This window comes from Blastococcus sp. URHD0036, from assembly GCF_000701365.1.
Lineage (GTDB): Bacteria > Actinomycetota > Actinomycetes > Mycobacteriales > Geodermatophilaceae > Trujillonella.
The window spans coordinates 93072-106173 of the sequence record NZ_JNIK01000013.1 but is presented as its reverse complement, the minus strand read 5'-3'; the positions used below and the strand labels follow the sequence as shown (position 1 = coordinate 106173).

Below are 13102 nucleotides of genomic sequence, written 5' to 3'. Positions count from 1 at the left end.
ACGGGCCGTCACCGCGGACGGTCCCGACGACGAGGAGCGCCGAATGGCCAAGCGATGGCAGCAGCGTCCGGACGGCTCGACCTGGGGTGACTGGGGCGAGGACGACGAGCTCGGCCGGATCAACCTGCTGACCGCGGAGAAGGTGCTGCAGGGCGTCCGCGAGGTCCGGGAGGGCAGGGCGTTCAGCCTGAGCCTCCCGCTGGACCTCCCCGGCGGCTCGTCGCTCAACCAGCGGCGCTACCCGCCGATCCTGCGGCCCACCGAGGACCTGCAGCACAACCAGGACGTCTTCTACAACGTCGTCGCGCGGGAGTCGATCAACAAGCACTACGTCGACGTCTGGTCCGACGACGTCGTGACGATGTGGCTGCAGTACTCGACGCAGTGGGACGCGCTGGCCCACCAGGGTGCCGAATTCGACGCCGACGGCGACGGCGTCGCCGAGGCCGTTTACTACAACGGCTACCGCGCCGGCACCGACATCGTCGGCCCGGCGGAGGACGCCAAGGGCGACGGCAGTGGCAGCAAGAGCTTCGCCCGCCACCTCGGCCTCGAGCACATGGCCGCGCACGGCGTGCAGGGCCGCGGCGTCCTGGTCGACCTGCGCCACCACATGGGTGACGACTGGCAGCCGGTCGGCCTGGCGAAGCTGAAGGAGATCATGGCCGCGGACGACGTGGTCGTGGAGCCCGGCGACATGCTCCTGCTGCACACCGGCTTCGCCACCCAGGTGCTGGAGTGGGGCGGCAACCCCGACGCGAGCCGCATCCAGGCGATGCACTCCCACCTCGACGGCAACGACGAGGACCTCCTCCAGTGGATCGCCGAGTCGCAGATCTCGGCGCTGATCGCCGACAACTACGCCGTCGAGGGGTGGGCGACCCACAAGCGCGAGCCGCACACGCTGCTCCCGATCCACCACCTGTGCCTGTTCAAGCTCGGCGTCCCGCTCGGCGAGCTCTGGTACCTCAACGACCTCGCCGCGTGGCTGCGGGAGAACGGGCGCAGCCGCTTCCTGCTCACCGCGCCCCCGCTGCGGCTGCCCGGCACCCAGGGCTCCCCGCTGACCCCGGTCGCCACCGTCTGACCCGTGCGGCGGTTTCCCCGGGCGGGGGTGCTCCTCCGCCCGGGTGAGGGGCCTGCGCGGTCGGCGGGCGGTGCGCGCACGATGTGTAGCGTGACGCCCCCGGTGCCCGACGCCGAGGGTCTGACCTCCGTGCCCGGTCACGGCGTCCGGCTTCGAGGAACGGTGAGATGTCCACACCTGGCAGCGAGCGCGCCAAGACGACGCGCTACCACCGCAAGCGCGAGCACGTCATCGACGTGGCGGTCGAGCTGTTCTCCAAGAACGGGTACGCCAGCACCGGGGTCGCCGACATCGGCGACGCCGCGGGGCTGGCCCGGGGCGCGCTGTACTACTACATCGGGTCCAAGGAGACGCTCCTCGCGGAGATCCACGACCGCGTGATGGACCCGCTGCTCACCGAGGCCGCGGCGATCGCCGACCTCGACGCAGGCTTCCGCGTCCGGCTGCGGCTGCTGTCGGAGTCGCTGCTCTGGCAGATCATCCACCGGCGCGACCACGTCTGGGTCTTCCTGCACGAGTACCAGCAGCTGCAGGGGGAGCCGCGGACGCTGTTCCGCGCCAAGCGGCAGCGCTTCGAGCAGCGCGTCCGGGACACGCTGACGCAGGGGCGCGAGCAGGGCCTGGTGCAGGCGGAGGACCTGGAGCTGTCGACCCTGGCGTTCCTCAACCTGCACAACTACACGTACCAGTGGCTCGGCGGCCGGCACGACCTGACGGTCGAGGGCCTGGCGGCCTTCTACTGCCGGATCTTCCTGGACGGCATCGCGTCGGCCGCGGCCGAGGACACCGGCGACGCCGAGGAGCTGACGCGCGGCCGGGCGCTGCTGGAGTCCCTGCGCATCCCGGCCGACGTCGCGTCCTGACCGGCGGCGGCCGGCCCCGCCGCCGAGAGCTCCCCGGCGGCGGGGGAGCGCTCAGCCCAGCTGGTGCTCCAAGAACCTCGCCGACCAGGCCATGAGGTCCGCGGGCACGTAGTAGCCGGTCTCGTCGTTGACGGTCGCGAAGTTGGCCGCCACGTCCTCGATCGTGGGGGTGCCCTCGGCGTCGTGCAGCCAGCCCTCGGTCGAGGCGATGAAGAGCCGGGCGAAGCGGCCCGCGCCGGCGACGTAGACCTCGCCGCTGACCGGGCAGTCCTCGTGGGCCAGGTAGGCCACCAGTGGGGCCACGGCGTCCGAGGGCATGTACGGCCGGCCCTCCCGGCGGGGTGCCTCGGCGACGCGGTCGTCGCCGCCCCCCATGCGCGTCATCGCCGCGGGAGCGATGCAGTTGACCGTGATGTTGTGCGGTGCGCCCGCGAGCTTCGCGCTGCGGGCCATGCCGATGGTCCCGGCCTTGGCCGCGGCGTAGCCGAGGTTGTTCGGCAGCCCCAGCAGGCCGGTCGAGGTGGTGTGCACGACGCGGCCGTACTGCTGCGCGACGAAGTGCGGCCACGCGGCCCGCATCGTGTTGAACGACCCCGCGAGGTGGACGGCCAGGTGCCGCTCGAGGTTGTCCAGGTCGACTTCGGGCAGGCCGGCCCACCGGATGATCCCGGCGTTGTTGACCAGCACGTCGATCCGGCCGAACCGCTCGATCGCCGTGGCCACGATGGCCTCGCCGCCCTCGGCGGTGGACACGTCATGGGTGTCGGCGACGGCCTCGCCGCCCGCGGCTCCGATCTCGTCGACGACGGCCTGCGCCGGGCCGGCGTCGGTGCCGTCGCCGCCGATCGACCCGCCGAGGTCGTTGACGACGACCTTCGCGCCGCGCGCGGCCAGGAGGCGCGCGTACCCCCGCCCGATCCCGCGGCCGGCGCCGGTGACGACCGCCACCCGGCCCTCGAAGCTGTACGTGCTCATCGGTGGCTCCTGCCGTCGGTGGACCTGGTCATCGGACCGTCACGCTAGACAGACCGATCGATACAGACAATCAGCGACCCGTGAACGTGGCCTTCCCCGGGCCCTCCGCCACGAAGCTACGCAGTCCTCGTTGCGCGTCCTCGCTGGCGAAGCAGGCGGTGATCAGGTCGGCCTCGAGCGCGAGCCCGGCCTCGATGGGCAGGGCGACGCTGGCGTCGAGCGCGCGCTTGGCGTGCCGGAGGGCCAGGGGGCCGCGGGCGAAGCCGAGGGCCTGCTCGACGGCGCTGTCGAACACCTCGGCGTCGTCCACCAGCCGGTCCACCAGTCCGATGGCGAGCGCCTCGTCGGCGGCCACGCGCCGGCCGGACAGGACCAGGTCCTTGGCCCGGGGCAGCCCGACCACGTGCGCGAGCCGCTGGGTGCCGCCCGAGCCGGGCATGATCCCGAGCGTCACCTCGGGCAGGCCCAGCACCGTCCGGCTCCCCGCGACGCGGAAGTCGGAGGCGAGGGCCAGTTCGCAGCCGCCGCCCAGGGCGTAGCCGTTGACGGCGGCGACCGTGATCTGCGGCGCCGTGGCCAGGCCGTGGAAGGCCCCCTGCAGCACGCGGTTGCGGCGGTCGAACTGCTCCGGCGTCAGGTCGACCATCTCCGTGATGTCGGCGCCGGCCGCGAAGTGCCGCGGCCCGCCGGTCACCACCACGGCCCGGTAGCCGGTGCCCGCGTCGTGCAGTTCGGCGGCGACCGCGGCCAGCTGGTCCCACATCGCCTGGTCGAGCGCGTTCACGGGTGCGCGGTCGAGCCGGAGGACCGCCAGCCGCTCGTCGGCGGGGTGCGGGGAGAGCGTCACCGGGGCGGTCTGCGGCGTGCTGGTCACTGTCGGGCCCTCCGCGTCCTGTGTTAGTTTCGCGCTGTGTCTGTACCGACCGGTCAAACTTACGTGGTGACCGCCAGGTGACCTCCGGCTGGGGTGACGTGGCGGGCCGGCGCGTGGTCATCACGGGTGCCGGGCGCGGCCTCGGCCGCCTGCTGGCGCGCGCCTTCGACGCCGCCGGGGCCTCGGTGGGCCTGGTCGCCCGGTCCGAGGGCGCCCTGAAGGAGGTCGCCGCCTCCCTCGACGGCGACGCGCTGGTCTGCCCGGGCGACGTGCGGGACGGTGACTTCAACGAGTCCGTCGCGCGCGGCATGGTGGAGCGCTTCGGCGGGCTCGACGTCTGGATCGCCAACGCCGGCGTCTCCCCGGAGTTCACCTCCGTGCTCGACATGGAGCCCGACGCCTGGCGCGAGATCGTCGACGTCAACCTGACCGGCGCCTTCCTCGGCGCCCGTGCCGCCGCCGCGGTGATGGGCGAGGGGAGTCGCATCATCGTCACCGGCTCCGTCCTCGGTGACCGTCCCCTGGGCGGCCTCGGGGCGTACTCCGCCTCCAAGAGCGGGGTGCGGGCGCTGGTCCAGGCGCTGGCGCAGGAGCTCGGCCCGCGGGCGATCACCGTCAACACCGTCGCCCTCGGCTGGTTCGACACCGGCCTCGGCGCCCACTGGCACCGCGACGCCGAGCGCGAGCAGGGCATCGTCGAGCACACGGCGCTCGGCCGGTGGGGGAACGCCGCCGACCTGGCGGGGATGTACCTGTACCTGGCATCGGGGGCCTCGGCGTACGTGACGGGCGCGACCCTCACCGTGGACGGCGGCTACTCACTCCGCTAGGCGACGCGAGCTGGACACCGCGGACCGCGACGGAGCGGTCCCGACGAGGAGAGGTGCGACTGTGGAGGCACTGCGCTGGCATGCCGCCCGCGACGTCCGGCTGGTCGAGGTCCCGGAGCCGGAGCTCCTGCCGGGGACGGCGCTGGTGGAGGTCGCGTACTGCGGCCTCTGCGGGACCGACGTCCACGAGTACACCCACGGCCCGGTGATGATCCGGGAGGGCGCGCACCCGCTGAGCGGCGCGCGGCCGCCGATCACGATGGGCCACGAGTTCAGCGGCCGGGTCGTCGCGATGGACGGCGAGGTGCCCGGGATCGCCGTCGGCACCCGCGTCGTCGCCGATCCGTGCCTGCGCTGCGGCGTCTGCCGCTGGTGCCTGCGCGGCGAGTACCACATCTGCGCGAAGGGCGGCTCGATCGGCCTGGCCGCGGACGGCGGTCTCGCCCCGCTGGTCCGGGTGCCGCTGATCGAGCTGCACGCCGTGCCCGACGGGGTCTCCGACCAGCACGCCGCGCTCGCCGAGCCCCTGGCCGTCGGCCTGCACGCGGCGTCGCGCGCCCAGATCGGCCCGGGGGACGACGTCCTGGTCCTCGGCGCCGGCCCGATCGGGCTGTCGGCGCTGATCGGCGCGCGGGTGGCCGGTGCGGCGACCGTCTTCGTGAGCGAGCCCAATCCCGCCCGGGCGGAGGTCGCCCGTTCGATGGGGGCCACCGAGGTGTTCGACCCGACCACCGACGACGTCCGGAAGGCCGTGTTCACCGGCACCGGCCGGATCGGGCCGGATGCGGTCATCGACGGCACCGGGCGGCCCGAGGCGATCGACCTCGGCCTCCGCAGCCTGCGGCGGGGCGGGCGCATGGCGATCGCCGGCATCTCGCCCGCGGAGCTCGCGATCGACATCCGCCAGATCGTGCTCTACGAGCGGCAGGTCGTCGGGTCGCTGGGCTACAACTTCGACATCCCGCGGGTGCTCGGCCTGATGGCCTCGGGCGCGATCGACGCCGCGCCGCTCATCACCGACGTGCGGCCGCTGGCCGACGGTGCGGCCACCCTCGAGGAGCTCTCCTCGCCCAACCAGCACGTCAAGGTGCTGCTCACCCCGCAGGAGACCTGATGGACTTCTCCCTGGACCCCGAGATCCTCCAGCTCAAGGAGATGGTCCGCGACTTCGCCGACAAGGAGATCGCCCCCCACGCCGCGGGCTGGTCCGAGCGGGGCGAGTTCCCCGTGGCCGTCTTCCAGAAGCTCGGCGAGCTGGGCCTCATGGGCATGCTGCTGCCCGAGGAGTACGGCGGGATGGACGCCGGCATGGTCGCCTACGTCGCCGTGATGGAGGAGATCGGCCGGGCCGACCAGTCGGTGGCCGCGGCGTGGAACGCCCACTCGACCATCGCCTCGCTGCCGCTGAGCCTGTTCGGCACCGAGCAGCAGAAGGACCGCTGGCTGCGTCCGCTGGCCGCGGGCGAGAAGATCGCCGCCTTCGGGCTCACCGAGCCCGGCGCCGGCTCGGACGCCGCGGGCATCTCCACCCGGGCGAAGCGGGTCGACGGCGGCTGGGTCCTCGACGGCGCCAAGCTCTTCATCAGCAACCCGGGCACGCCGATGAGCCTCGGCGTCACGGTGCTCGCCCAGACCGGGGTGGGGCCCGACGGCCGCAAGCAGACCGGCGCGTTCTTCGTGCCGACGGGGACTCCCGGCTACGGGATGGGCCAGCCGCTCAAGAAGCTCGGCTGGCACGCCCTGGACACCCGGGAGCTGACCTTCACGGACTGCTTCGTGGGCGACGACCACCTGGTGGGGGACCCGGTGAACGGGCTCAGCCAGTTCCTCACCGCCCTCGACCCGGGCCGGGTGAGCGTGGCGGCGCTCGGGCTCTCCCTGGCGCAGGCGGCGCTCGAGCTCGCCGTGCAGTACGCCGGCCAGCGCAGCCAGTTCGGCAAGACGATCGGCTCGTTCCAGGCCATCCAGCACAAGATCGCCGACATGGCCACCGAGGTGGAGGCGGCCCGCTGGATGGTCTACCGCGCCGCCTGGCTGGCCGACCAGGGGCTGCCGAACCGCAAGGAGGCGGCGATGGCCAAGCTCTACGCATCCGAGGTCGCGAACCGGGTCGCCAGCGCCAGCGTCCAGATCCACGGCGGCTACGGCTGGATGGTCGAGTCGCCGATCTCCCGCTTCTACTCCGACGCCAAGATCCTCGAGATCGGCGAGGGCACCAGCGAGATCCAGCGCAACGTGATCGCCCGCCTGGTGCTCGCCGGCTCCGGACGCTGACCGGGCCCGGGACCTGACATGGACAACTTCGCCGCGACCCTCGACCACGCCGCCGACCGGCGCCCCGACACGGTCGTCCTGGCCGAGGGCGACACCACCCGGACCAACGCGGAGCTGCTGCAGCGGGTGCAGGCGCTGGCTGCCGGCCTGACCGCCGAGGGGGTCCGGCGCGGCGACGTCGTCGCGATGCTGCTGCCGAACTGCGTCGAGTTCCTGGAGCTCGTCTACGCCGTCAACCGGATCGGCGCGGCCTTCCTGCCGCTCAACACCCGGCTGGCGCCCGCCGAGTGGGAGTACATCCTCGGCCACAGCGAGGCGGTGGCCCTCGTCGCCGACGCCGAGTTCCTGCCGCGGCTGGCGGAGGTACTGCCGCGGCTGCGGGGCCTGCACACCCTGCTGGTCCCCGGCGCCGGCGCGGCCCCCGGGGGCTGGACCGGGTACGAGGAGCTGGTCGGAGCGCACGACGGCGCCGTCGTCCCGGTCGACGACGTGCCCGGGTCGGCCCTGCAGCGGCTCATGTACACCTCGGGCACGACCTCGCGGCCCAAGGGCGTGTGCATCAGCCACGCGAACCTGCTGGCCAAGAACCTCGGCATGATCATCGAGTTCGGCCTGACCGCCCGGGACGTCACCGCCGTGGCCGGGCCGCTCTACCACGTGGGGGCCCTCGACATGGGCGGCCTGGCGACCCTGCACGCCGGGGGGAGCCTGGTGATCCAGCGGCGCTTCGACGCCGCCGAGCTCATCGGCCTCATGGCCGTCCACCGGGCGACGACGGTCTGGCTCGCCCCGGCCATGGTCAACGCCCTGCTGCAGCGGGAGGAGCTCGCGCAGGCCGACCTCGGCTCGCTGCGGGTGATCATGTCCGGCGGCGAGAAGATGCCCGAGGCCCGGCTGCGGCAGATGCTCGAGGTGCTGCCCGACGTCTGGTTCGCCGATGCCTACGGCCTCACCGAGACCGTCTCCAGCGACACCTTCCTGCCCCACTCGCACATGCGCGCGAAGCTCGGCTCCGTCGGCAAGCCGCTGTCCCAGCACCAGGTCCGTGTCGGCGACGAGCAGGGCCGCGACGTGCCCGCCGGCGAGGTCGGGGAGATCCTGATCCGCGGCGCCAAGGTGTTCTCGGGCTACTGGCGCGACCCCGAGGCGACCGAGCGGGCGTTCGTCGACGGCTGGTTCAAGACCGGCGACGTGGGCAGGCTCGACGAGGACGGGTTCCTCTACATCGAGGACCGCAAGAAGGACATGATCGTCTCCGGCGGCGAGAACATCGCCACCCCCGAGGTCGAGCGCGTGCTCTACGAGCACCCCGACGTCGTCGAGGCCGCCGTCATCGGCCACCCCGACGAGCGGTGGGGGGAGGTGCCGCACGCCTTCGTCGTCGTCCGCGCCGGCGCCACGCTCACCTCCGAGGACGTCGCGGAGTTCTGCCGGGCGCGGCTGGCGAAGTTCAAGGTCCCGGCGTACACGACGGTCGTGGGGCAGCTGCCCCGCACCGCGTCGGGCAAGGTCGTGAAGAGGGAGCTGCGGACGATGCCCGAGGTCCAGGACTCATGAGCGTCGAGAGCGCGGCCGACAGCCGCGAGGCCGAGGGCTCCGGTTCGTCGGCCGCAGGCTCGGTCGCGGTGGACGACGTCGTGGAGATGTACCGGCGGATGGCGCGGATCCGCGGCTTCGAGCAGGCCGCGTCGAAGCTCTACGCCGACACCGAGGTGCCCGGGTTCGTGCACCTGTCGATCGGCCAGGAGGCGACCGCGGTCGGCGCCTGCTGGCACCTGCGCGACGACGACGCCATCACTTCCACCCACCGGGGGCACGGCCACTGCCTGGCCAAGGGCCTGGACATGACCGAGATGTTCGCCGAGCTGATGGGGCGCGAGGGCGGCACCTGCTCCGGCCGCGGCGGGTCGATGCACATCGCCGACCCCCGGCTGGGCATCCTCGGGGCCAACGGCATCGTGGGCGCGGGCCTGCCGATCATCACCGGAGCGGGCACCGCGGCGCAGATCCGCGGGGACGGCGGCGTGGCGGTCGGGTTCTTCGGCGACGGCGCCGTGGCCCAGGGCATGTTCCACGAGTCGGTGAACCTCGCCGCGGTCTGGGACCTCCCGGTCGTCTTCTTCTGCGAGAACAACCACTACTCGGAGTTCTCCCGCGAGGAGGACCAGCACCGAGCCGGACTGGCGCTGCGCGCCGTCGGCTACGGGGTGCGGTACGAGTCGGTCGACGGCAACGACGTCGTCGCGGTGGCCGAGCTGATGCAGCGGCTGGTCGGCGAGCTCCGCGCGGGCGCCGGCCCGGTGATCGTCGAGGCCGACACCTACCGCTGGCACGGCCACTACGAGGGCGACCCGATCCGCTACCGGGAGGCCGAGGAGCTCGCGGCGTGGAAGCTCCGCGACCCGCTCGTCGTCGCCCGCGCCCGGCTGGCCGACCTCGGCGTCGACGCCGCGGTGGCGATGAGCATCGACCGCGAGGTGGACGAGGAGGTGCGCGCGGCGATCGACGAGGCCCGCCGCTCGCCGTTCCCCGACCCGGCGTCCCTGCTGGACTTCGTGTGGGTCGAGGAGGACGACACCCCGGAGCGGGAACCCGAGCAGGGCGAGGTCTTCAAGACCATGGACGCCGTCCGCGAGGCGCTGACCTTCGAGCTGGAGCACGACCCGACCGTCTTCGTGGCGGGCATCGACGTGGGCCGGGGCGGCAACGTCTTCGGGCTCACCCGCGGCCTGGCCGAGCGGTTCCCCGGCCGGGTGCGGGACACTCCGATCTCGGAGACGGCCATCGTCGGCGGTGCCGTCGGTGCGGCCATGGCGGGGATGCGGCCCGTGGTCGAGGTCATGTACATGGACTTCATCGGCGTCTGCCTGGACGCGCTGATGAACCAGGCGGCGAAGCTGCGGTTCATGACCGGCGGGAAGGCCTCGCTGCCGCTGGTCGTCCGCACCCAGTTCGGCGCCGGCCGGTCCTCGGGCAGTCAGCACTCGCAGAGCCTGGAGGCGCTGCTGGCGCACATCCCCGGGCTCACCGTCGTGATGCCCTCGGACCCGGTCGAGACCTACGGGCTGCTCCGGTCGGCCATCCGGAGCCCGAACCCGGTCGTGTTCGTGGAGAACCGCCTCCAGTACGGCATGAAGGCGCCCCGCCCCAACGCTGACCACCTGATCCCGCTCGGCAAGGCGCGCATCGTCCGGCCCGGCCGCGATGTCACGGTGGTCACCTGGTCGCGGATGCTGCAGGAGGTGCTGGCCGCGGCCACCGAGGTGGCCGCCGACGGCATCGAGGTCGAGGTGGTCGACCTCCGGACGATCGCGCCGTTCGACCGCGCGGCGGTGCTGGAGTCGCTGCAGCGCACCCGCCGGCTGCTCATCGCCCACGAGGCGGTCATGGACTTCGGGGTGGGCGCCGAGATCGCCGCACTCGCCGCCAACGAGGGCTTCTGGCACCTCGACGCGCCGGTCGTCCGGGTGGCCCCGCAGGCCATGCCCGCGCCCTACTCGCCCGCGCTGGAGAAGGCGTGGCTGCCGGATCGGGCGGTCGTCGCCGACGCCCTGCGCCGCCTGATGGAGGTCGGTACGCGATGAGGGTGCAGCGCGCGCCGCGGGCCGCGGACCAGCCGCAACGCGCTCCCGAGGGCCTCGTCCGGCACGACCGCGCACCTGCGGTGCCCACGCCGGCGGCCGGCCCGGCCCCCGCTCGGTCCGCCGACGGCACGGGGGCGTTCTCCGCCGACGTCGACCTCGACCTGACGGCCCTCGCGGGCCGCTCACCGGAGGACCTGTTCGCCGAGGTCGTGGTCCGGCTCCTGACCGCCTGCCACCGCGAGGGGCTGGTCGACGTCGGATCCGCCCTGCGCGTCGTCACGCCGACCGACGGGGGGTTCGCCGGCGTCCGGGTCGACGGTGCCGTCGACCGGTCGGCACCCGGGCTCTCCGCGGTGCTGGGTGCACCCGGGACGGAGCTGCCGCCCGCCGACGCCGGCACGCTCACGGTGGTCGACGCGCGGGGGAGCCGCACCCGCGCCCAGGGCGACTGGGGTCTGGGCGGAGGCCTCGGGGTCGCGACGCTGGGACGGGTCGGGTCCGCCGTCGTGTCCTCCCGGCGGCCGGCCGGGCTCGTCCTCGGCGAGCGGCTCGGCGCGGGCCTCGGCCTCACCGTGCCGGACGCGGCCCGCGCGGCGCAGGTCGTGCGGGCGCTGGATGCCGTGGCCCGGTCCCTCGAGGGGCCCGTCGGCTGACGGCCTCAGGCCACGGGCGCGCTCTCGGGCGCCCGGGCCGCGGCGAGGCAGAAGGCGGTGAGCTGCGCCAGCTCCGTGGCCGACGGGGTCGTCTCGCTCCACACGTGCTCGGCCAGTGCCCCCAGCATCGCGTAGGTCGAGAGCATCGCGTTGGTCGCCGGGGCCGGGCTGCCCAGCGCCTGGAACTCGGGCTCCAGGAGAGCGGCCAGGACCTCGCTCGCGAAGTGCCGCCCGTAGGGCGCTCCGCTGCCGGCCGTGGGTGCGTTCCACATCACCGCGCGCGTGGTGGCGGCGACGTCGTCCTGGGCCTGGATGAGGACGCCCTCCACCCAGCGCCTGATCCGGTCCTCGGGCGCGGACTCCTTGTCCATCTGGTGTGCGAGATAGCTGCGCAGTTGCTCGGTGCCCCGTTCCAGGAGAGCGGCGACGAGCGCGCCCTTGGAGGGGAAGTAGCGGTAGAAGGCGTCGTTGGACAGCCCGGCGGCGGCGACGATGTCGGACACCCGCGGGCTCGCCGACGTCCCGCAGCGGATCATGACCTCGAGGCCGGCGTCGAGCAGGCGACGGACCTCCTCCTCGTAGGTCATGCCGCGCTGGGCAAGGGCGCGCTGAACCACACGACCCAGGACGTCCTCACTCACGCTGCCTCCCGGCGGATCTCTGTTCCCGACCATCAGAACATCGTTCGGATGCTACGGGAACGGATGCCTCAGACCGCCGGCGGCGCGGGGCCTCGCAGCACGCCGGTGGTCTGGAACGTGGCCAGCAACCGCCCGTCGTCGTCGGTCACGGTGCCGGTGCCGTGGGCGCGCCCCCGGCCGGCGTAGTTGGCCGCGCCGGTGACGACCACGCCGCCGGTCGAGCCGATCGGCTCGAGCAGGGTCACGCTCTGGGTCAGCACGTTCGCCGATCCCTGCCGGAACTCCCAGCCCTCGCTCATCTCGATCAGCGCGCTCATCACGGCTCCCTCCGTGGCCATGGCGGTCAGCGCGCGGCCCACCGTGCCGTCGGGGACCACGCCCTCGACGCCCAGCCGCACGACGGACTCGCCCGGCGTGCCGGCCCGGGACCGCCACGAGGCACCCGGCCACAGGCCGGCCACCTCGGTCCAGTCCTGCGCGGACGCGGGCCGGGGCGCCGGGGCCTGGTGGCGGAGGAAGTCTGGTTCGTCGGCGGTCAGGAGGACGACGGCCCGGCTGACCAGCCGCCCGTCCTGGGTGGTCGTCAGCGTCGCGGAGGAGAACGAGCGGCCACGCTGGCCGAACTCCACCGCGATGTCGACCGGCTCGCCGCTGCGCCCCCCGTGCACGAAGGCGGTGTGCAGCGAGAGGACGCGCTTGTCCGGGTCGGCCCGCTCCGCAGCGAGGACCTGCTGCAGGAGCTGGTACGCGCCCATGATCGCGCCGTGCTCCGTCGCGAGCGTCGCCACCGTGAAGCCCCGCTCCGTCGGACGCAGGTCCATCAGCGGCGCCAGCTCGTCGAGGGTGCGGGGGAGTGTCACGCGTCCCGACCGCACCTCAGGTCCAGGACTGCTCCATGTACTGCTGCAGGCCGCGGTCGATGAGCTCGATCCGCGGACCCCCCGCGCGGTGGAAGTAGGCCCACATGGGGGTGCCACCGGGCTGCTGGCCGAGTGCCTCGGCGACGAACCCGCGCGACTCGAGGTCCGCCCGGTCGGCGGCCAGGTCGTCGGACCAGTAGCCGAGGTGGTGGACGCCCCCGGCCGGCGCCCACACGGGGTTCCCGGGGACGGACTGGACCAGCTCCACCCGCGGTGTCGACCGCGAGTAGACGAGGCGCAGGTCCAGCGTCGTGTCCACCCCCAGCAGGCACACCGGCGTCGCGTTGGTCGTCTCGGCGGTCCACTCGTAGCCGAGCAGCTCCGTCATCTCGTCGCGCATCCCCGCCAGGTCGTCGGTGACGAACCCCAGGTGGAACAGGTCGGCTGCCTTCATCTCACTC

At 73.4% G+C, this 13102-nt stretch carries 13 protein-coding genes; 8 read left to right on the top strand and 5 right to left on the bottom strand.

The window, feature by feature from the left end; translation table 11 throughout:
- The first annotated feature begins 43 nt into the window (after positions 1 to 43).
- Both N555_RS0110130 and N555_RS0110125 read left to right on the top strand, forming a co-directional pair.
- Positions 44 to 1087 carry a cyclase family protein gene (locus N555_RS0110130; RefSeq protein WP_029431374.1) on the top strand — a complete coding sequence of 348 codons (1044 nt, stop codon included), beginning with the start codon at positions 44 to 46 and terminating at the stop codon, positions 1085 to 1087.
- Between the two features lie 167 nt (positions 1088 to 1254).
- Positions 1255 to 1950 (top strand): TetR/AcrR family transcriptional regulator, encoded by a 696-nt coding sequence (locus N555_RS0110125; protein WP_051683929.1) that lies wholly within the window; start codon positions 1255 to 1257, stop codon positions 1948 to 1950.
- Between the two features lie 51 nt (positions 1951 to 2001).
- On the opposite strand, the gene N555_RS0110120 is transcribed toward N555_RS0110125, so the two are convergent.
- Both N555_RS0110120 and N555_RS0110115 read right to left on the bottom strand, forming a co-directional pair.
- Positions 2002 to 2925, bottom strand: a complete 924-nt coding sequence (locus tag N555_RS0110120) for an SDR family NAD(P)-dependent oxidoreductase (protein ID WP_029431372.1) — start codon at positions 2923 to 2925, stop codon at positions 2002 to 2004.
- Between the two features lie 70 nt (positions 2926 to 2995).
- Positions 2996 to 3799 (bottom strand): enoyl-CoA hydratase/isomerase family protein, encoded by an 804-nt coding sequence (locus tag N555_RS0110115; protein ID WP_304412911.1) that lies wholly within the window; start codon positions 3797 to 3799, stop codon positions 2996 to 2998.
- Positions 3800 to 3876: 77 nt separating this feature from the next.
- Here N555_RS0110115 and N555_RS0110110 point away from each other — a divergent pair, with 77 nt between their 5' ends.
- From N555_RS0110110 to N555_RS0110085, 6 genes are all read left to right on the top strand, one after another.
- Positions 3877 to 4629, top strand: coding sequence for an SDR family NAD(P)-dependent oxidoreductase (locus tag N555_RS0110110; RefSeq protein WP_029431370.1), 753 nt, complete (start codon positions 3877 to 3879; stop codon positions 4627 to 4629).
- 61 nt (positions 4630 to 4690) lie between these two features.
- On the top strand, positions 4691 to 5743 hold the full coding sequence (locus N555_RS0110105) for a zinc-binding dehydrogenase (protein WP_029431369.1): 1053 nt from the start codon (positions 4691 to 4693) through the stop codon (positions 5741 to 5743).
- The gene (locus N555_RS0110100; protein WP_029431368.1) at positions 5743 to 6903 is read left to right on the top strand and encodes an acyl-CoA dehydrogenase family protein; all 1161 of its coding nucleotides are present in this window, start codon (positions 5743 to 5745) and stop codon (positions 6901 to 6903) included. The genes N555_RS0110105 and N555_RS0110100 overlap by 1 nt, the downstream gene beginning before the upstream one ends.
- A gap of 18 nt (positions 6904 to 6921) precedes the next feature.
- The gene (locus tag N555_RS0110095) at positions 6922 to 8460 is read left to right on the top strand and encodes an acyl-CoA synthetase (protein WP_029431367.1); all 1539 of its coding nucleotides are present in this window, start codon (positions 6922 to 6924) and stop codon (positions 8458 to 8460) included.
- Positions 8457 to 10487, top strand: coding sequence for an alpha-ketoacid dehydrogenase subunit alpha/beta (locus tag N555_RS0110090; protein ID WP_051683928.1), 2031 nt, complete (start codon positions 8457 to 8459; stop codon positions 10485 to 10487). Before N555_RS0110095 ends, N555_RS0110090 begins: the two co-directional genes overlap by 4 nt.
- Positions 10484 to 11140, top strand: a complete 657-nt coding sequence (locus N555_RS0110085) for a hypothetical protein (RefSeq protein ID WP_156036305.1) — start codon at positions 10484 to 10486, stop codon at positions 11138 to 11140. The genes N555_RS0110090 and N555_RS0110085 overlap by 4 nt, the downstream gene beginning before the upstream one ends.
- A gap of 5 nt (positions 11141 to 11145) precedes the next feature.
- Here N555_RS0110085 and N555_RS0110080 read toward each other — a convergent pair whose 3' ends face one another.
- The 3 genes from N555_RS0110080 to N555_RS0110070 form a co-directional block, all read right to left on the bottom strand.
- Entirely contained in the window at positions 11146 to 11781 is a 636-nt protein-coding gene (locus tag N555_RS0110080) for a TetR/AcrR family transcriptional regulator (RefSeq protein ID WP_034509710.1), read from the bottom strand.
- A 68-nt stretch (positions 11782 to 11849) separates the two neighbouring features.
- Positions 11850 to 12641 (bottom strand): acyl-CoA thioesterase domain-containing protein, encoded by a 792-nt coding sequence (locus N555_RS26780; RefSeq protein WP_029431363.1) that lies wholly within the window; start codon positions 12639 to 12641, stop codon positions 11850 to 11852.
- A gap of 16 nt (positions 12642 to 12657) precedes the next feature.
- Entirely contained in the window at positions 12658 to 13095 is a 438-nt protein-coding gene (locus N555_RS0110070) for a VOC family protein (protein WP_029431362.1), read from the bottom strand.
- Positions 13096 to 13102: the final 7 nt, after the last annotated feature.

What these genes read in the sequence shown, in the direction of transcription:
- N555_RS0110130 (WP_029431374.1), top strand. Translation starts at nt 44, where the DNA reads ATGGCCAAGCGATGGCAGCAGCGTCCGGACGGCTCGACCTGGGGTGAC.
- N555_RS0110125 (WP_051683929.1), top strand. Translation starts at nt 1,255, where the DNA reads ATGTCCACACCTGGCAGCGAGCGCGCCAAGACGACGCGCTACCACCGC.
- N555_RS0110120 (WP_029431372.1), bottom strand. Translation starts at nt 2,925, where the DNA reads ATGAGCACGTACAGCTTCGAGGGCCGGGTGGCGGTCGTCACCGGCGCC.
- N555_RS0110100 (WP_029431368.1), top strand. Translation starts at nt 5,743, where the DNA reads ATGGACTTCTCCCTGGACCCCGAGATCCTCCAGCTCAAGGAGATGGTC.
- N555_RS0110095 (WP_029431367.1), top strand. Translation starts at nt 6,922, where the DNA reads ATGGACAACTTCGCCGCGACCCTCGACCACGCCGCCGACCGGCGCCCC.
- N555_RS0110090 (WP_051683928.1), top strand. Translation starts at nt 8,457, where the DNA reads ATGAGCGTCGAGAGCGCGGCCGACAGCCGCGAGGCCGAGGGCTCCGGT.
- N555_RS0110085 (WP_156036305.1), top strand. Translation starts at nt 10,484, where the DNA reads ATGAGGGTGCAGCGCGCGCCGCGGGCCGCGGACCAGCCGCAACGCGCT.
- N555_RS0110070 (WP_029431362.1), bottom strand. Translation starts at nt 13,095, where the DNA reads ATGAAGGCAGCCGACCTGTTCCACCTGGGGTTCGTCACCGACGACCTG.